Raw genomic sequence first — 17,398 nt, forward strand, 5'->3', positions numbered from 1 at the left:
CAATCTTTGTGCACGCGTTCACAAAGACATAGCCTGCTGTCGACGGGGCGGTCTCGGGACAGAGGACCGCCTTCAGCCCCGCTCATCCCGCAGGAGCATCGTGGCAACTGGCCGAACTCACCGACCGGCGACCCGCAGCCGAGGTATCCCCGAGGCCACCGTCGCCCGGCTTCCGCTGTACCTGCGCGCCCTGACCGCGCTCTCCGAGCGCTCGGTGCCCACGGTCTCCTCGGAGGAGCTGGCGGCGGCCGCCGGCGTCAATTCCGCCAAGCTCCGCAAGGACTTCTCCTACCTGGGCTCCTACGGCACCCGGGGCGTCGGCTACGACGTCGAGTACCTCGTCTACCAGATCTCCCGCGAGCTCGGCCTGACCCAGGACTGGCCCGTCGTCATCGTCGGCATCGGCAACCTCGGCGCGGCCCTCGCCAACTACGGCGGCTTCGCCTCCCGCGGCTTCCGCGTCGCCGCGCTGATCGACGCCGACCCGGCCATGGCCGGCAAGCCCGTCGCCGGCATGCCCGTCCAGCACACCGACGACCTCGAAAAGATCATCCGGGAGAACGGCGTCTCCATCGGCGTCATCGCCACCCCGGCGGGCGCCGCCCAGCAGGTCAGCGAGCGGCTGATCGCCGCCGGCGTCACCTCCATCCTGAACTTCGCGCCGACCGTCCTCTCCGTCCCGGACGGCGTCGACGTGCGCAAGGTCGACCTGTCGATCGAGCTGCAGATCCTGGCCTTCCACGAGCAGCGCAAGGCCGGCGAGGACTCCGCCGCCGCCCCCGCCGTCGGCGCCGTCACCGCCGCCGCCGTGGCGGACGCCGCCGCCCGCCCCGCCTCCGGCGCCCGCAAGCCCGGCCCCGAAGGCGACGTCCCGGCGGTGATGCCGGCATGAGCCTCCTCGTCGTGGGACTGAGCCACCGCAGCGCACCCGTGAGCGTGCTGGAGCGCGCCTCGCTGTCGGCCGACGCCAAGGTGAAGCTGCTGCACGACACCCTCGCCGCCGAACCGGCCGCCGAGGCCGCCGTGCTCGCCACCTGCAACCGCATCGAGCTGTACGCGGACGTCGACAAGTTCCACGCCGGTGTCGCCGAGCTCTCCACGCTCCTCGCCCAGCACAGCGGCGTCGCGCTCGAAGAGCTCACCCCGTACCTGTACGTGCACTACGAGGACCGGGCCGTCCACCACCTGTTCTCGGTGGCCTGCGGACTGGACTCCATGGTCGTCGGCGAGGGCCAGATCCTCGGCCAGATCAAGGACACCCTCGCGCTCGGCCAGGAGCTCCACACCGCCGGCCGCCTGCTGAACGACCTCTTCCAGCAGGCCCTGCGGGTCGGCAAGCGCGCCCACTCCGAGACGGGCATCGACCGGGCCGGGCAGTCGCTGGTCACCTTCGGCCTGGAGCAGCTGGCCGCCGGGCGGGAGCCCGTCGAGTCCTGGGCCGCCGGCAAGCGGGCCCTCGTCATCGGCGCCGGCTCGATGTCCTCCCTCGCCGCAGCCACCCTCGCCCGGGTCGGCGCCGCCGAGGTCGTCGTCGCCAACCGGACCGCCGCGCGCGCCGACCGTCTCGTCGAGATTCTGGTTGCCTCAGGCACAGGGGTGGCCGCCCGCGCCGTGCCCATGGCCGCCGTCGCCGACGAACTGACACGAGTCGACGTCGTCGTCTCCTGCACCGGCGCCACCGGCCTCGTCCTCACCGGCGACGACGTCGCCGCCGCCCTGGCCCACACCCCGGCACCCCGGACGCTCCCCGCACAGGCCGGTCCGCGCGCCGCCGCCCCCGCGCAGGCCGAGCCCGCCGCCGCCCTGCCCGCCGGCCTCGACCCCGAGGTCGTCGCCCGCCTCGCCGCCGTCGCCGCGGCCGGCGGCCGCCTCGCCGACGCCGGAGTCGCCCGTACGCTCACCGGCGCCCCCGGACCCGACCGCGACGGCTGCCCCGTCGACGCACCGGCCGCCGCCGGGCGCGCCGCCCTCACCGGCGTCGACGCCACCGACCTCGAACTCCACGGCACCTGGGCCGACCAGGGCGAGGCCGCCGCCCAGCGGCAGCCCCGCAAGGGCACCCGCAGCCACGCCGACGGCACCCCCGTACGCCTGGCCCTGCTCGACCTCGCCATGCCCCGCGACATCGACGCCGCCGTGCACCGCATCCCCGGCGTGCGCCTCGTCGACATCGAATCCCTCGCCGAGGCCTCCGCCGACGCCCCCATGGCCGCCGACGTCGACGCCGTCCGCGGCATCGTCGCCGACGAGGTCGCCGCCTTCGGCGCCGCCCAGCGCGCCGCGCACATCACCCCCACCGTCGTCGCCCTGCGCGCGATGGCCGCCGAGGTCGTCGCCATGGAGGTCGCACGCCTCGACGGGCGCCTGCCGGACCTCGACGACCGGCAGCGGGCCGAGGTCACCCAGACCGTCCGCCGCGTCGTCGACAAGCTCCTCCACGCCCCCACCGTGCGCGTCAAGCAGCTCGCCAGCGAGCCCGGCGGCGCCGGGTACGCCGACGCCCTGCGCGAGCTCTTCGACCTCGACCCGCTGACGGTGGCCTCCGTCAGCCGGGCCGACGGGGCGGACGCGGCCGGCCAGGCCAACCAGACCCACGACTCAGGACGGGCATCATGAATTCACGCTCCGACCAGCCCCTCCGGCTCGGCACGCGGCGCAGCAAGCTCGCCATGTCCCAGTCGGGGCACGTCGCCGACGCGGTGCGGGCAGTCACCGGCCGGCCCGTCGAGCTCGTGGAGATCACCACCTACGGCGACGTCTCCCGCGAGCACCTCGCACAGATCGGCGGCACCGGCGTCTTCGTGACCGCCCTGCGCGACGCCCTGCTGCGCGGGGACGTCGACTTCGCCGTGCACTCCCTCAAGGACCTGCCGACCGCGCAGCCCGACGACCTCGTCATCGCGGCCATGCCGCTGCGCGAGGACCCCCGCGACGCGCTCGTCGCCCGCGACGGCCTGACCTTCGAGGAGCTGCCCGACGGCGCGCGCGTCGGCACCGGCTCGCCCCGCCGCACCGCCCAGCTCCACCACTACGCCCGCACCCTCGGCAAGCGCATCGAGACCGTCGCCATCCGGGGGAACGTCGACACCCGCATCGGCTTCGTGCGGGACGGCGAGCTCGACGCCGTCGTCCTCGCCGCCGCCGGCCTCAACCGGATCGGCCGCAGCGGCGAAGTCACCGACTACCTGTCGGTCGACAACGTCCTGCCCGCACCCGGCCAGGGAGCCCTCGCCGTCGAGTGCCTCGCGTCCGACGCGGACCTCATCGCCGCCCTCGGCAAGCTCGACGACCCGCACACCCGGGCCGCCGTCACCGCCGAGCGGTCCCTGCTCGCCGCCCTGGAGGCCGGCTGCAGCGCCCCCGTGGGCGCGCTCGCCGACCTTCAGGCCGACGGGCAGATTGTCAATGAAATGCGCCTGCGCGGCGTCGTCGGCACCCTCGACGGCGTGACGCTCGTGCAGCTGTCCACCACCGGTCCCGTGCCCCAGTCGCACGACGAGGCCATGGCGCTCGGCCGCGAACTCGCGGACGAGATGCTGGCCAAGGGCGCGGCCGGTCTGATGGGGGAGCGATCCCTTTGAACCCCTCACGTCCCACCACCTCCGCTCTCCCCGTCGCCGCCGCCGGGCACGGGCACGTCACCTTCCTCGGTGCGGGCCCCGGCGACCCGGGACTGCTGACGCTGCGCGCCGTCGAGGCGCTCGCCGCCGCGGATGTGCTCATCGCGGAGCCCGAGGTGCTCGAGGTCGTCCGCACGCACGCGCGCGCCGGAGTGGACACGCCACAGCTGACGATCGCTGACGAGACGTCAGCGGCCGCCGGAGTACCGGTGATCCGGGACGCCGCCAATCTTGTCATGGAGGCCGCGCGCTCCGGCAGGCGGGTCGTCCGTGCCGTCACCGGAGACCCCGGCCTCGACGGCAACGCCGCCTCCGAAATGCTCGCCTGCGCCGGCGAGGGCATCCCCTTCGAGGTCGTGCCCGGCGTCGCCACCGCCGTCGGCGTCCCCGCCTACGCGGGCGTCCCGCTGCGCGGCGAGCAGGGCGCCGACGTCCGGTTCGTCGACGCCCGCAACGCCTCCGCCCAGTGCTGGAGCGAAGTCGGCGCCGGCCACGGCGTCGTCGTCGTCACCGCCACCCTGGAGACCGTCCCCGCCGCCTGCGCCGAGCTCGTCGCCGCCGGCCGCGCCGGCGACACCCCGCTCACCGTCACCGTCGGCGGCACCACCACCCGGCAGCGGACGTGGAACGCCACCCTCGGCACCATCACCCAGGTCTTCAAGCAGGGCAAGGTCCTGCCCTCTCCCGAGGGCGCCCGCCCCGTCATAGCCGTCGTCGGCGAGCAGGGCGCCGCCGCCCGCCGCGAGGAGCTCGCCTGGTTCGAGTCGAAGCCGCTGTTCGGCTGGCGGGTCCTCGTCCCCCGCACCAAGGAGCAGGCCGCCTCCCTCTCCGACCAGCTCCGCTCCTACGGCGCCGTGCCGCACGAGGTTCCCACCATCGCCGTGGAGCCGCCGCGCACCCCGCAGCAGATGGAGCGCGCCGTCAAGGGGCTGGTGACGGGCCGCTACGAGTGGATCGCCTTCACCTCGGTGAACGCCGTCAAGGCGGTGCGCGAGAAGTTCGAGGAGTACGGGCTCGACGCGCGCGCCTTCGCCGGCATCAAGGTCGCCGCCGTGGGCGAGCAGACCGCCGCCGCGCTCGTCGAGTTCGGCGTCAAGCCCGACCTCGTGCCCAGCGGCGAGCAGTCCGCCGCCGGACTGCTGGAGGACTGGCCGCCGTACGACCCGGTGTTCGACCCGATCGACCGCGTCTTCCTGCCGCGCGCCGACATCGCCACCGAGACCCTCGTCGCCGGGCTGATAGAGCTCGGCTGGGAGGTCGACGACGTCACCGCCTACCGGACCGTCCGCGCCTCGCCCCCGCCGGCGGACACCCGCGAGGCGATCAAGGGCGGCGGCTTCGACGCCGTGCTCTTCACGTCGTCCTCGACGGTGCGCAACCTCGTCGGCATCGCCGGCAAGCCGCACAACGTCACCGTCATCGCCTGCATCGGCCCGGCGACCGCGAAGACCGCGGAGGAGCACGGCCTGCGGGTCGACGTCCTGTCGCCGGAGCCGAGCGTCGGCAAGCTCGCCGAAGCCCTCGCCGAGTACGGGGCGGCGCGCCGCGAGGCGGCCAAGGAGGCCGGCGAGTCGGTGTCCCGGCCGAGCGAGCGCCGGCCGGGGGCGCGGCGGCGCCGGACGACCTGAGGAGCGGGTCGACCGCTCGACTGCTCCCCTGCTCGTCCGCCGGTCGGCTGACCGGCCGGGACGGCAGCCCGTGAGGGCCCGGGTGCATCCCGCACCCGGGCCCTCACGCGTCGCGGGGCGGGCCCGGCCCTAGGCTGGGACCCGACCCCGACTGCTGTCGAAGCTCGAAGAGGCGACTGAAGATGAGCGCGTACGGATCCTTCCCCGGCTCGCGGCCCCGCCGGCTGCGCACCACCCCTGCCATGCGGCGGATGGTCGCGGAGACCCGGCTGCACCCCTCCGACCTGATCCTCCCGGCGTTCGTCCGGGAGGGCCTGGACGAGCCGCTGCCGATCAAGGCGATGCCGGGCGTGGTCCAGCACACCCGCGACACCCTGCGGAAGGCCGCCGCCGAGGCCGTCGACACGGGAGTCGCGGGCATCATGCTCTTCGGGGTGCCTGCGGACGAGAACAAGGACGCGCTGGGGACCGCGGGTACCGAGCCGGACGGCATCCTCCAGGTCGCGATCCGGGATGTGAAGGCGGAGGTCGGCGACGATCTCGTGATCATGTCGGACCTGTGCCTGGACGAGTACACCGACCACGGCCACTGCGGCGTCCTCGACGCGCAGGGCCGTGTCGACAACGACGCGACGCTGGAGCGGTACGCCGAGATGGCGCAGGTCCAGGCCGACGCCGGCGTCCACGTGGTCGGGCCGAGCGGCATGATGGACGGCCAGGTCGGAGTCATCCGGGACGCGCTGGACGAGACGGGCCACGAGGACGTCGCCATCCTGGCGTACACGGCGAAGTATTCGTCCGCGTTCTACGGGCCCTTCCGCGAGGCCGTCGCCTCCAGCCTCCAGGGCGACCGCAAGACCTACCAGCAGGACCCGGCCAACGCCCGCGAGTCGCTGCGCGAGCTGGCGCTCGACCTGGAGGAGGGCGCGGACATGGTCATGGTCAAGCCGGCCGGCCCGTACCTCGACATCCTGTACCGGGTCGCCCAGGCCGTCGACGTGCCGGTGTCCGCGTACCAGATCAGCGGCGAGTACGCGATGATCGAGGCGGCCGCGGAAAAGGGCTGGGTGGAGCGCGACCGCGCCATCATGGAGACCCTGACCGGCATCAAGCGGGCGGGCGCGGACACGATCCTGACGTACTGGGCGACCGAGGTTGCGGGGTGGCTCCGGCGGGAGCGGTGAGGGGGCGGCGGTAGCCGGCCGGCCCGTGGCGGGGGTGTGACGGCGGGAGCGGTGACGGGGGCGCGACGGCGGGAGCCGGTGGGTGGGAGCCGATGGGTCGGGGTCGGGTGTGTGGCTGGTGGTGTCCCCGGCAGTTGATGGTGTCCGGGGCGTGCCGGTCCCTCAAGGGCGCTCCTCCTTCGTCGTCGCGTCGCTGCGCGATGGCCCTTGCGGGCCACCCTTGACCGACCGGCCCGCCCCGGAGGCATTTTTTTCTGCCGGGGCCGCCCCCGGGGGAATGGCCTGGAGGTACTTGGGCCTACAAGCCGGATCAGGGAGCTTGCTCCCCCGCCCCAGTGGCCCCTTTCGTCCCACCGGCATCAGCCGCCCCGTCGGCGGGAGCCGGGTGGGCTCTGACCGCACGAAACGACGCCCAGAGCATCATCCGGAGACAGGAGCGCGGCTGATCGCTACGTGGGCGCCCCAGGTTTGGCGTCCGGCGGCCGTCGGGGGGCCGGGAGCGCTCCGGATCGCTACGTGGGCGCTGTGGGTTTGGCGTCCGGCGGCCGTCGGAGCGGGGAGCGCGTCAGATCGCTGCGTGGGCGATCCCGGCTCAGCGCCCGGCGGTCGTCGATGGCGGGGGCGCGTCAGATCGCGGTGTGTGGTTGTCGGCGGCTGAACGCCGTCATGGGGTGACGATGAGCGAGACGTTCTGTCCGCCGAAGCCGAACGAGTTGCTGAGGACGGCCTGTTGGGGGACGTCTCGCCGGCCGGTGACGACATCGAGGTCGATGTCGGGGGCGACGCCGGTGGCGAGGTTGCGGGTCGGGGGGATGACGCCGTGCTTCACGCTGAGGACGGCGATGAGGGCCTCGATCGCGCCGGCGGCGCCGAAGAGGTGGCCGAGCGATGCCTTGGGGGCTGTCACGGTGGCGCGGCCGAAGACCTCTCGGATCGCGCGGGCTTCGGCGGCGTCGCCGACCTCGGTTCCGGTGGCGTGGGCGTTGACGTGGGTGATCTGCGCGGGAGTCAGGCCGGCTTGCGCGAGGGCCTTCCGCATGGCCGAGATCTGACCGGAGCCGTCGGCGGCGGGCGCCGTGATGTGGTGGGCGTCGGCGGCGATGCCGGCGCCCGCGAGTACCGCGTGGACGCGCGCGCCCCGGGCGGCGGCGTGCTCGGCGCTTTCGAGCACCACGACGGCCGAGCCTTCGCTGAGGACGAATCCGCTGCGGTCCGCGGCGAACGGCCGGGAGGCCGAGGCGGGGTCGGCGGTGTGCCGCGACAGGGCCTGTGCCTGGGTGAAGCCGGCCACGGTGATCGGGGTGATCGCGGCCTCGGTCCCGCCCGCGATCACCACGTCCGCCTCGCCGGCACGGATGAGCCTGGCCCCCAGAGCGATCGCCTCGGCGCCGGAGGAGCACGCCGAGACGGGCGTGTAGGACCCGGCCCGTGCACCGTATTCGATGCTGATCAGCGCCGCGGCCGCATTGGGCATGAGCATCGGGACCGTGCGCGGCGACACGCGCCGGGTCCCGGCCGACTCCAGGACGTCGTCCTCCTTCAGCAGCGTGCGTACGCCCCCGATGCCCGTGCCGATCGCCGATGCGAGCCGGTCCGGGTGCACCTCCGGTGCGCCGGCGTCGGCCCAGGCCTCGGCCGCGGCGGTGAGGGCGGCCTGCTGTGAGCGGTCGAGCCGCCTGGCCCGCACCGGCGGCAGTGACTCGGCGGGGTCGACCGCCATCGTCCCCGCCACGACGTCGGGCAGGTCGGTGCCGGCACGGAGGCCGGACTCGCCGGCGAGCAGGGCGTCCCAGGTGGACGCCACGTCTCCACCGAGTGGTGTGATCGCGCCCAGTCCCGTCACGACGACGTCCATGTCCCTGCACCTTTCTTGTATGCCATACAAGTCAACGTCTCTGTTGTATCACATACAATTCGCGGATGGAGAAGAGGCGAAGCGAGGCCCGTGGCCGCGGTCTTGCGACGAGGCGCCGGCTGATCGAGGCGACCGCACGGCTGTGTGAGGAGCGGCCCGGCGGCGAGGTGAGCGTCGCGGAGATCGCGAAGGCGGCGGGCGTCTTCCCCAACCAGGTCACGTACCACTTCGGGTCCAAGGACTCGCTGCTCGTGCACGCCGCCTTCCTCGGCCTGCTGCACGACGCCCGACGGATCGAGCGCATCGGCACCCAGGCCCCCGATGCGGCGGCGTTCCGGCGCAACGTCGCCCGCGCCGTACTGGCCATGCCCTCGCTCCCGTCGGTCGCGCGGGCACTCGCCGCGGGGATCGCCAAGCCCGAACTCGCCCCCGTCGTCGACCAGCACCTCCGCCTGCTGTTCCGGCAGTCCGAGCGCTTCGTGGGCCGACTCGTCGACAGCCGCGGCTGGAGGGCGGAGCGTCCGCTCGGCGTGGAGGTCAGGACGTTCTGGAGCACGGCGCTCGGCGCAGTGCTGCTCGTACGCGCCGGTGCCCACGGCACCAACGCCGACCTCGACCTCGCCGGAGCGCTGACCATTCACGACACCCGGGCCACCGCGGAACCGGAATGAGGCTGTGACCTGCAATGTCAGCGGGTCTGCCTAGGGTGTTCGTCGTGAGCATGACTAACAAGCGGAAGCTTCCGTTGATCTTGCAGCTGCTGGTCGGACTGGCCGTCGCGGGCGTGGTCTTCTTCCTCCTGACGAAGGTCGGCGGGGAGACCGTCGCGAGCAGACAGGAGGCGGCCCCCGCACCCGAAGCCGCACCCAGCGCATCGGACCGGCCGGTGATCCCGCTCGCCGACGCCTTCCCCGAGAAGGTGCCGGACGGGAGGGGCGGCAACTTCACCAAGGTGGGAGCCGTGACCCTGAAGTCGTGCACCGAACCCGACTCGGTCGGCCCTGCCCTCGCCAACATGATCGACGCGGGCAAGGGCTGCCTCGGCGAGCACGTCGCCCTCTACAAGGACGGCCAGAACAACCAGTTCAACCTGGCGGTCTTCACCATGAGGGACCCGCAGGACACCGTCACGCTGGTGATGCGACTCGGCGGCAACCCGACCGACTACCAGGTCGGCGCCCAGGCGCCGCCGCCCGGCTCGGGCCTGAAGACCCTCCCTCCGGACAGCGGCATGGTGCAGGCCTTCACCGGCCAGGGCCGCTCGATGGTCGTCGGCCTCGCACAGTGGGCCGACGGCGGCACCCGCGACTACCAGGCCCTCGTCGGCCGCCTCGACCCCCTCCTGAAGGACGTCTCGAACCGGGTGGCCCGCCACGAACAGGGCTCCTGACGGCTAGAGTCCCCGGCATGGGGGAGAAGAAGGCTCGCACGGTGCCGTGCCAGTTCTGCGGGCGCCCGGTCGTCCACCGCTGGTACCGCGCACCGCACTGCAACAGGACCTGCTGGATCCGCGACGTCCGCGCCAACTTCTGGCGCAACCTGTTCTCCTGACCAGTCCATTCCGATCCGGGCAGCCGCGTCCGGCGCCGGCGTCCGGCGCCCTTGGGCGACGACGGCCGACCGCCGCTGAGCTGAGGGCGCGCACGTAGCGATCTGCCGCGCTCCCGGCCCCAGACGGCGGCCAGCCGCCGAGCCGGGAGCGCCCACGTAGCGATCCGTCGCGCCTCCCGGCCCCTGACGGCCGCCGGACGCCAAACCGAGGGCGCCCACGTAGCGATCTGGGGCGCTCCTGCCTCCGGATGATGCTCTGGGCGTCGTTTCCCGACGGGAGAGCCAACCGGGCTTCCGCCGACGGGGCTGCTGATGCCGGTGGGGCTGGATACGGCCCCCGGGGCGGGGATCACGCTCCCTGACCCCGCCCCACAGGGCTCGTCCCTCCAGGCCATTCCCCCGGGGGCGGCCCCGGCAGAAAAAAATGCCTCCGGGGCGGGTCGTCCTGTCAAGGGTGGCCCGAAGGGCCATCGCGAAGCGACGCGACGACGAAGGAGGAGCGCCCTTTACAGGGCGGCACGCCCCGGACACCATCGACTGCCGGGGACACCCCCAGTGCCATCCCTGATGCCGACCGATCGGCTACCGGCAACGCCCGCCCCCGCCGTCGCGCCCAACGCCGAGTCGCCGGCTCCCGCCGCCCCCCGCCCCCGCCCCCTGCCTCCGTCACCTCTCCTCCACCCCCGCCCCGCTCGCATCCCGTCCACCCCGGTAGCACCCTGGAGGGACAAGGGTGAGCCCCTGGAGGTGATGCACCATGTCCACACTGGTCGGGTGGCACGTGGAGCTCGAATTCACCGAGGACGGGCACCGCACCACTGCGGCGGCCATGGTCAGGCTCGGTGACGGCTCCGAGATGCGGGCGCGCGGTTACGCCATGCGCCACCCCTCCGACCCGGCGCAGCTGAGGGTCGGGGAAGAGATCGCGGGCGCGCGGGCGCTGATGGATCTCGCGTCCCAGATGTTGCAGAAGGCGCACGGAGAGATCGACGAGGCGACGGGCAGGCACTCCTACCCGCTGTCCTGATCAAGTGATCCGCGAACGAGCGGGTGTCGGCCGAGCCCCGGCCGACACCCGCTGCCGCGGCTACCGGCCGGCGACCCACCCGGCAAGCGCGGTCCAGGCGCCGGGAGCGAGGCTCAGCACCGGTCCGTCGGTGACTTTGGAGTCCCGGACGTGCACAGTGCCGGGGCATGTGGCGACCTCGACGCAGTTGCCGCCGTCACTGCCGCTGTAGCTGGACTTCCGCCAATCGACGGCTACTTCCAAGCACTGGCCGCCATCGTCGCCGCTGTAGCTGGACTTGAACCACTTCCGTGCGGTGCTGCTCATAGCTCTCCTAGCAGGCGGTCCAACTCGGCCCTCGTCTCGACCGGGTTGAGGGCCTGAGTCCGCAGCATCGCATACCTGCGCTCCAAGATGCTCACCTCGTTCATGTCGGAGATGAGCTGACTCCCTCGTTGTGTTTCTGCATAGGCCAGACGCTGATGGTCAGGGGTCTCCAGGAGCACGAAAGGGCCATCGAGCGCCGGGTGGCTGGTGTGGTCGAGTGGGTATACCTGGATCGACACACCTGGCAGTTTCGAGCAACTGAGCAGATGCGCGAGCTGCTCCCGGTGGACTTCCGGGCCACCGATCTTGAGGCGCAAGACCGGCTCCCAAACGATAAAGCTGAGCGTGACCGGGGTCTCGCGCCGCAGGATCTCGCGACGTGCAATGCGGATCGCTGTCTGTGCAGAGACCACGTCGTTCGGCAGGAGAGGAACGCGGTTGCGGAACACTGCTTCCGCGTAGGAGTCGGTCTGGAGCAGACCCGGCAGCACCTGGTTCTCGTACGAGGAGATCGCGAGGGCGTCCCGCTCGCGATCCAGGTATTCCTCAGCCCATGAAGGCACCTGATCCACCGCCGGCAGCCTCTCCACCCCCGCCGCCAGCACCCCGCCCGACTCCAGCACCCGGTCCATCATCTCGGCCACGTCCGGCATCAGGGCGCGTCTGCCCTGTTCGATCGAGGCGATCGTCTCCTCTTCCATCCGCACCAACTTGGCCAGTTGGCGCTGTGTCAGGCCTTTCCTGACCCGGAGTACGGCCATCTGTGCCCCGACCATCTTCAGGGCGGTGCCGTTCTTCGGTACGCGTTTCCTCGGCGGCATGTTTTCCGGACTCCCCACCTGCGCCCGTGATCTACCCGTACCTGCCCGTACCAATGGATCGGTACGGGCGGTCGCACTGCACACGGTAGTCACGGACGGCGACGATCGCCCCGTGATCCAGGAGATTGAACCCGCCCGGATGAGGGACCGCTATTTCGCGCGCTCCCGCCAAACCGTGCCCGCTGCCAGGCAGTTCGCGGCGGAAACACTTGACGTGTGGGGTGTCACCCAGCACCGCGACGACCTGTTGCTCTGCGTGAGCGAGCTGGCGGGCAACGCCCTCCGCCACGGCGTCCCGCCCGGCCGGTACTACCGCGTCCGGCTCCGGCGGTACGAGGGCGGCCTGCGGCTGGAAGTGCACGACAGCGGCCCCGGCCTGTCCCGCACCCGGATCGGCGACGGGTACGGCCTGCGCATCGTCGAGGCGCTCTCGGACCGGTGGGGCGCGGTGCCGAGGCAGCCGGGGAAGTCGGTGTGGTGCGAGTTCGGCGCGCCCTCGAAGGTGTCACCGCCGCCCGCCTGGCAGTTCCTGCTGGAATCGACCGCAGACCTGGAGGCGGGGCGGGGCCATGTGCGTGAGCTGATCGAATGAGCGCAGGCCGTGTGCCGACCGGCGGCCGACGGGCCGCCCCCCGCCCCCGTCGGCCGCCCCCCGCCCCCGTCGGCGGCGGCCCGTCGGCGGCGGCAAAGGGCCGGCCCGCCCGTCACATCGGGTCCGGCTGCTCCGGGGCCTCGTTCGGCGTGATCACCGCGAAGACCGCGCCCTGCGGGTCCGCCAGGACGGCCATGCGGCCGACCGGCATGTCGAAGGCGGGGGCCATGACGCTGCCGCCGGCGCGTTCCGCGGCGGCCTGGGTCGCGTCGGCGTCGGCGACGCGGAAGTACGGCAGCCAGTGCGGCGGGGTCCCCTTCGGGTGCTGGTCGAGGGACATGATCCCGCCCACCGCGCGGTCGTTGACCTTGATCTCGGTGTAGCCCTCCGCACCCGGCATCTCGGACGGCGTCGGCGTGATCGGCAGGATCTCGGCGTAGTACGCGGCGGCCTTGCCGGGGTCGCCGGTCGCCAGCTCGTTCCAGGTGAGGGTGCCGTCCTCGTTGACGATCCCGGCGCCCCGGAAGGTGCCGGCCTGCCAGATTCCGTAGACGGCGCCGGTGGGGTCGGAGAGGACGGCCATCCGGCCGAGGTCCATGACGTCCGTCGGGTCGACCAGGGTGCCGCCGCCGGCCGCGGCGCCGGCTCTGACCACCTCGTGTACGTCGTGCACGGCCAGGTACGTGGTCCAGGCAGCCGGGGGCATCGGGTCGGGGACGGATCCGTCCGGGTTCATCGCCTTCATGATCCCGGCGACCGGCTGCCCCTTGTACTCGCAGACGGAGTAGCCGCCGGTCTCGGGCGGTCCGATCTCGCCGGTCCAGCCGAAGAGGCCGGTGTAGAAGTCGAGGGCGGCTTGCTGGTCGGGCACCATCAGGTCGATCCAGCACGGGGTGCCGGGCCGGTACGGGCCGGTCATGAGGGGCACGGGGCCTCCGGGGCGGGTGGGGAGGGACGGACGGACGGCACGTCCCTACCCCCGGCCCCGTCGACCGGAATCGGGCCGAACGGGTGATCGGGTCCGATCTGGCCCGATAGGGCCCGCGGCTAGAACGCGCGCCCCGTGACGGCGTCGGCGGCGAGCAGGGCGAGCACCGCCAGGTTCAGCAGCAGCCCCGCCGCCGGCAGCGGGCGGAACGGGCGGCGGACGGCGGAGCGCGCGCAGACCAGCCCGGCGACGGCGAGCAGCAGCAGCAGCGGCCACAAGGCGGTGGGCACCCGGCCGCCTGTCGCGGCGATCGCGGTGGTGGCGGCCGCCCCGGCGAGGAAGGCCGCCCGCACGGCCCGCCCGGCCGACCGAGCCGGAGATGGCGGCCGCACGGCGTCGGCGGCGCGGATGGCGTGCGGGTCGTCGACGGCCCCCGGCCGCCCGGCCCGATCCGGGCCGCCCCCGCCGGACCCCGCCGTCTGCCGGGCGGCGGGGGACAGCGGCAGGAGCGGCGACGTCGCCGCCTGCGGCTGCGCGGGCGCCGCAGCCCCCGCACCCGGAGCCGCCTTTCCGGGGACCCCGGCCGGAGCCTCCGCCGGTGCGGCCGACGCAGACTCCGCATCCCTGTCGGGGGCGGCCTGCGCGGCCTCCGAGACCGGAGCCGAGCCGCGGGCCGCCCCCTGAGCCTGCGCCGGTGCGGCCGTCGGCCGCGCGGTCGGCGCAGCCGCCGCAGATCCCGCAGCCGACGCCGATACGCCGGCCTCCGCCGCCCCTGCACCCGGAGCCGAGCCGCGAGCCGCCCCTGAAGCCTCCGCCGGCCCGGCGGCCTGCGCCCCCCTTGAAGCCTCCGCCGCCCCCGCAGCCTCCACCGCCCCCGGCGCCCGAGCCGCGCCCCGGGCCGGCCCGGCACCCCCCACCCCCCGGAGCTCCTCCAGCAGTGCCCCCAGCGCCGCCGCGAAGGCCGGATCGCGGTCGGCCTCGTCGGCCAGGACTATCTCCGCCATGGTGGCCGAGGCGGCGCCCGGGGCGTCGCGGAGGCGGTGCAGGGCCACCGTGCCCGAGGCGGTGGCGCGCAGGCGGGTTTCCGCCAGCAGTCGGATGCGGGCGGGCAGCGCGGCCTGCGCCGGGGCGTACCCGGCATCCGCCTCCGTGAGGACGTGCAGTGCGGCGCGCGCCAGTCGTAACGGGTCCACGATCGGCCTCCCCATGCCTCCCGCGGCGCCGTTCCCCGGACCCCCCGGCCGCGGCCCGCGGTCAGGTGATCGTACGGAGTCGTACGGCCCGTCGCCAGGTGCGGAGGTCCCTGTCCGGGCGTCAGCCCGCCGGCGCGTCCGTGACCAGCGCCGCGGCCAGGGCACGGGCTTCCGCGAGCCAGGCGGTGCGCTGCTGCGGCGTGGAGTCGGTGACGGTGCGGAAGACGCGGCGGCGGACGTCCCGTGCGCCGGTGTACGGCAGGACGCAGGCCGCCCAGATGCGCTCCAGCGGGTCGCCGAACTCGCCCGCCTCCCGGTCCTCGGGGGTGTCGGAGGTGTTCAGGACGAGGGCGCGGTCGGCCCGCAGCAGGCCGGCGGGCTCCCCGTCCGCGGTGCCGAGCTTGTAGGCGACGCCGGGGACGAGGACCCGCTGGACCCAGCCGGCAAGGACGGCCGGGGGCATGCCCCACCAGTTGGGGTGGACGAAGACGAGCGCGTCGAGGTCGGCGACCTCGCGGCGGTGCGCCTCGACCCGCGGGTCGGTGGCGGCGGCCGCGTCGACCGTCTCCGTCTCCTCCGCCGCGAGGAGCGGCGGGAACCCCTCCGCGTACAGGTCGTGCGCGTGCACCTCGCAGCCGCGGGCGGCGAGTTCGGCCGTGACGGCCTCGAACAGCGCGTGGTTGAAGCTCCCGTTCCGCGGGTGCGCCAGGTAGACGCCTGCCTTCATCGTGTGTGCCCTCCCCGTACCCCCGGCCGCCGCTGCGTCAACAACGGTCGGGGCCACCGTACTTGGCGGCGCCCCGGTACGAAGCCGCCCCCGGCCCGGCAGCGCGCGGCTGCCGGTCCGGGGGCGGGGGGAAGCGGGAGACGGGAGGCGTCAGAGCTTCTCGGGGGTGCGGATGCCCAGCAGGCCCATGCCCTTGCCGAGGGTCCGCGCCGTCAGGTCGATCAGGAACAGGCGGTTCTCCTGCTGCTCCGGGGTGTCGGCCTTCATGACGGGGCACTGGTCGTAGAAGGCGGTCAGGTGCGAGGCGAGCTGGTACAGGTACGCGGCGAGCTTGTGCGGGGCGTACTCGGCGGCGGCGTCGGCGACGAGCTCGCCGAAGCCGTCGAGGTGCAGGCCCATCGCGCGCTCGGCCGGGGCCAGCGGCAGCTCCGGGTGCGCCTTGGGGGCGGTGTCGGCGAGGCGGCGCTGGATGGACCGGATGCGGGCGTACGCGTACTGGAGGTAGACGGAGGTGTCGCCGTTGAGCGAGACCATCTGGTCCAGGTCGAACTTGTAGTCGCGCGCGGCCGACGTGGACAGGTCGGCGTACTTGACGGCGCCGATGCCGACGTGGCGGCCGTTCTCGACGATCTCCGGCTCGGTCAGGCCGGCCTTCTCCGCCTTCTCGCGGACGACGGCGGTGGCCCGGTCGACGGCCTCGTCCAGCAGGTCGACCAGCCGGACCGTCTCGCCCTCGCGGGTCTTGAACGGCTTGCCGTCGGCGCCGAGGACGGTGCCGAAGGCGAGCTGGACGGCCTTGGTGCCCTCCTGGAGCCAGCCGGCCCGGCGGGCGGTCTCGAAGACCATCTTGAAGTGCAGCGACTGCCGGGCGTCCACCACGTACAGCAGGGTGCTCGCCTTGAGGTTGCCGACGCGGTCGCGGATCGCCGACAGGTCGGTGGCCGCGTAGCCGAAGCCGCCGTCGGACTTCTGGACGATCAGCGGGGTGGGCTGGCCGTCGGGGCCCTTGTACTCGTCGAAGAAGACGCACAGCGCGCCGTTGGAGCGGACGGCGACGCCGGACTCCTCCAGCAGGCGGCAGGTCTCGGCGAGCATGTCGTTGTAGCCGGACTCGCCGACGATGTCGGCGTCCCGGATGTCCATGTCGAGCTTGTCGAAGACCGAGTAGAAGTAGATCTTCGACTCGTCGACGAACCGCTGCCACAGGGCGAGGGTCTGCTCGTCGCCGGCCTGGAGGTCGACGACGCGGGCGCGGGCGCGGGTCTTGAACTCCTCGTCGGCGTCGAAGAGCGCGCGCGACGCCTTGTACAGCCGGTTCAGGTTCGACATGGCCTCTTCGCCGGCGGCCTCGGCCGCCCCGGCGTCCCCGGCGGCCGGCTCCGCGGCCTTGTGGTCCAGCTCGTGCGGGTGCTCGATCAGGTACTGGATGAGCATGCCGAACTGGGTGCCCCAGTCGCCGATGTGGTGGCGGCGCACGACCTGCTCGCCCGTGAATTCGAGGATCTCGACCATCGCCGCGCCGATGACCGCCGACCGCAGGTGGCCGACGTGCATCTCCTTGGCCACGTTCGGCTGCGCGTAGTCGATCACGGTGGTGCCGGCGTCCGGGTTGACGGGGACGCCGAGGCGGTCGTCGGCGGCGCGCGCCGCGAGCGTCTCGACGATCGCCCGGTCGGAGACCGTGATGTTGAGGAAGCCGGGACCGGAGACCTCGATCTCCTCGATGACGCCGCCCTTGTCGAGGCCGCCGACGACGGTGGCCGCCAGCTCGCGCGGGTTGGCCTTGGCCTTCTTCGCCAGCGCCAGGATGCCGTTGGCCTGGAAGTCGGCCCGGTCGCTTCGTCGCAGCAGCGGGTCGGCCGCACCGGCCTCCGGCAGGGCGGAGGCGAGGGCGTCGGCGACGCGCTGATGGACGGAGGAAGCGAGGGAAGGGACCGAGGCCATGAGCTGCCGTTCCTGTGAGTGT

The 17,398-nt window shown here is 73.4% G+C and carries 17 protein-coding genes; 10 read left to right on the forward strand and 7 right to left on the reverse strand.

The features are described 5' to 3' along the window. Window positions 1-100 precede the first annotated feature (100 nt). The 5 genes from IE170_RS30590 to hemB all read left to right on the forward strand — a co-directional run bounded on the left by IE170_RS30590 (window position 101) and on the right by hemB (window position 6,432). A complete protein-coding gene (locus IE170_RS30590) occupies window positions 101-892 on the forward strand; it encodes a redox-sensing transcriptional repressor Rex (RefSeq protein ID WP_189812728.1) in 792 nt (263 codons plus the stop codon). Continuing rightward, window positions 889-2,616, forward strand: coding sequence for a glutamyl-tRNA reductase (locus IE170_RS30595; RefSeq protein ID WP_189812729.1), 1,728 nt, complete (start codon window positions 889-891; stop codon window positions 2,614-2,616). The genes IE170_RS30590 and IE170_RS30595 overlap by 4 nt, the downstream gene beginning before the upstream one ends. Continuing rightward, window positions 2,613-3,581 (forward strand): hydroxymethylbilane synthase, encoded by a 969-nt coding sequence (gene hemC, locus IE170_RS30600; protein WP_189812730.1) that lies wholly within the window; start codon window positions 2,613-2,615, stop codon window positions 3,579-3,581. Before IE170_RS30595 ends, hemC begins: the two co-directional genes overlap by 4 nt. Then, window positions 3,578-5,248: a bifunctional uroporphyrinogen-III C-methyltransferase/uroporphyrinogen-III synthase gene (locus tag IE170_RS30605; protein ID WP_189812731.1), complete on the forward strand. Its 1,671-nt coding sequence runs from the start codon at window positions 3,578-3,580 to the stop codon at window positions 5,246-5,248. The genes hemC and IE170_RS30605 overlap by 4 nt, the downstream gene beginning before the upstream one ends. 182 nt (window positions 5,249-5,430) lie before the next feature. Continuing rightward, window positions 5,431-6,432 (forward strand): porphobilinogen synthase, encoded by a 1,002-nt coding sequence (hemB, locus tag IE170_RS30610; RefSeq protein WP_189812732.1) that lies wholly within the window; start codon window positions 5,431-5,433, stop codon window positions 6,430-6,432. 664 nt (window positions 6,433-7,096) lie between these two features. Here hemB and IE170_RS30615 read toward each other — a convergent pair. Continuing rightward, entirely contained in the window at window positions 7,097-8,287 is a 1,191-nt protein-coding gene (locus IE170_RS30615; protein WP_189812733.1) for a beta-ketoacyl-[acyl-carrier-protein] synthase family protein, read from the reverse strand. Window positions 8,288-8,352: 65 nt separating this feature from the next. Between IE170_RS30615 and IE170_RS30620 the strand changes: the two genes are divergently transcribed. The 4 genes from IE170_RS30620 (at window position 8,353) to IE170_RS30635 (ending at window position 10,865) form a co-directional block, all read left to right on the forward strand. Further along, on the forward strand, window positions 8,353-8,958 hold the full coding sequence (locus IE170_RS30620; RefSeq protein ID WP_189812734.1) for a TetR/AcrR family transcriptional regulator C-terminal domain-containing protein: 606 nt from the start codon (window positions 8,353-8,355) through the stop codon (window positions 8,956-8,958). A gap of 44 nt (window positions 8,959-9,002) precedes the next feature. Next, entirely contained in the window at window positions 9,003-9,677 is a 675-nt protein-coding gene (locus IE170_RS30625; protein WP_189812735.1) for a hypothetical protein, read from the forward strand. 17 nt (window positions 9,678-9,694) lie between these two features. Next, on the forward strand, window positions 9,695-9,838 hold the full coding sequence (locus IE170_RS30630; protein ID WP_189812736.1) for a hypothetical protein: 144 nt from the start codon (window positions 9,695-9,697) through the stop codon (window positions 9,836-9,838). 757 nt (window positions 9,839-10,595) lie between these two features. After that, window positions 10,596-10,865, forward strand: coding sequence for a DUF1876 domain-containing protein (locus IE170_RS30635; RefSeq protein WP_125548203.1), 270 nt, complete (start codon window positions 10,596-10,598; stop codon window positions 10,863-10,865). Between the two features lie 60 nt (window positions 10,866-10,925). On the opposite strand, the gene IE170_RS30640 is transcribed toward IE170_RS30635, so the two are convergent. Continuing rightward, window positions 10,926-11,171, reverse strand: a complete 246-nt coding sequence (locus IE170_RS30640) for a DUF397 domain-containing protein (protein ID WP_189812737.1) — start codon at window positions 11,169-11,171, stop codon at window positions 10,926-10,928. After that, on the reverse strand, window positions 11,168-11,992 hold the full coding sequence (locus IE170_RS30645) for a helix-turn-helix domain-containing protein (protein WP_189812738.1): 825 nt from the start codon (window positions 11,990-11,992) through the stop codon (window positions 11,168-11,170). The genes IE170_RS30640 and IE170_RS30645 overlap by 4 nt, the downstream gene beginning before the upstream one ends. Before the next feature lie 112 nt (window positions 11,993-12,104). Between IE170_RS30645 and IE170_RS30650 the strand changes: the two genes are divergently transcribed. Continuing rightward, the gene (locus IE170_RS30650) at window positions 12,105-12,584 is read left to right on the forward strand and encodes an ATP-binding protein (RefSeq protein WP_229885305.1); all 480 of its coding nucleotides are present in this window, start codon (window positions 12,105-12,107) and stop codon (window positions 12,582-12,584) included. Between the two features lie 112 nt (window positions 12,585-12,696). Here the strand turns inward: IE170_RS30650 and IE170_RS30655 are convergent, their stop codons facing one another. The 4 genes from IE170_RS30655 to argS all read right to left on the reverse strand — a co-directional run bounded on the left by IE170_RS30655 (window position 12,697) and on the right by argS (window position 17,376). Beyond that, window positions 12,697-13,503, reverse strand: coding sequence for a VOC family protein (locus IE170_RS30655; protein WP_189812768.1), 807 nt, complete (start codon window positions 13,501-13,503; stop codon window positions 12,697-12,699). Between the two features lie 128 nt (window positions 13,504-13,631). Then, complete coding sequence (locus IE170_RS30660; RefSeq protein ID WP_189812739.1) at window positions 13,632-14,705, reverse strand: hypothetical protein; 1,074 nt, start codon at window positions 14,703-14,705, stop codon at window positions 13,632-13,634. Between the two features lie 121 nt (window positions 14,706-14,826). Beyond that, window positions 14,827-15,432: an NAD(P)H-dependent oxidoreductase gene (locus IE170_RS30665; protein ID WP_189812740.1), complete on the reverse strand. Its 606-nt coding sequence runs from the start codon at window positions 15,430-15,432 to the stop codon at window positions 14,827-14,829. A 150-nt stretch (window positions 15,433-15,582) separates the two neighbouring features. Beyond that, on the reverse strand, window positions 15,583-17,376 hold the full coding sequence (gene argS, locus IE170_RS30670; protein WP_189812741.1) for an arginine--tRNA ligase: 1,794 nt from the start codon (window positions 17,374-17,376) through the stop codon (window positions 15,583-15,585). Window positions 17,377-17,398 lie beyond the last annotated feature (22 nt).

Origin of the sequence: Streptomyces toxytricini, from assembly GCF_014649915.1 — a bacterium.
GTDB lineage: Bacteria > Actinomycetota > Actinomycetes > Streptomycetales > Streptomycetaceae > Streptomyces > Streptomyces toxytricini.

Coding starts and splice junctions, on each gene's coding strand:
- IE170_RS30635 (WP_125548203.1), top strand. CDS start 10,596: ATGTCCACACTGGTCGGGTGGCACGTGGAGCTCGAATTCACCGAGGAC.
- IE170_RS30630 (WP_189812736.1), top strand. CDS start 9,695: ATGGGGGAGAAGAAGGCTCGCACGGTGCCGTGCCAGTTCTGCGGGCGC.
- hemB (WP_189812732.1), top strand. CDS start 5,431: ATGAGCGCGTACGGATCCTTCCCCGGCTCGCGGCCCCGCCGGCTGCGC.
- IE170_RS30595 (WP_189812729.1), top strand. CDS start 889: ATGAGCCTCCTCGTCGTGGGACTGAGCCACCGCAGCGCACCCGTGAGC.
- IE170_RS30620 (WP_189812734.1), top strand. CDS start 8,353: ATGGAGAAGAGGCGAAGCGAGGCCCGTGGCCGCGGTCTTGCGACGAGG.
- IE170_RS30615 (WP_189812733.1), bottom strand. CDS start 8,287: ATGGACGTCGTCGTGACGGGACTGGGCGCGATCACACCACTCGGTGGA.
- IE170_RS30655 (WP_189812768.1), bottom strand. CDS start 13,503: ATGACCGGCCCGTACCGGCCCGGCACCCCGTGCTGGATCGACCTGATG.
- hemC (WP_189812730.1), top strand. CDS start 2,613: ATGAATTCACGCTCCGACCAGCCCCTCCGGCTCGGCACGCGGCGCAGC.
- IE170_RS30645 (WP_189812738.1), bottom strand. CDS start 11,992: ATGCCGCCGAGGAAACGCGTACCGAAGAACGGCACCGCCCTGAAGATG.
- IE170_RS30665 (WP_189812740.1), bottom strand. CDS start 15,432: ATGAAGGCAGGCGTCTACCTGGCGCACCCGCGGAACGGGAGCTTCAAC.
- argS (WP_189812741.1), bottom strand. CDS start 17,376: ATGGCCTCGGTCCCTTCCCTCGCTTCCTCCGTCCATCAGCGCGTCGCC.
- IE170_RS30640 (WP_189812737.1), bottom strand. CDS start 11,171: ATGAGCAGCACCGCACGGAAGTGGTTCAAGTCCAGCTACAGCGGCGAC.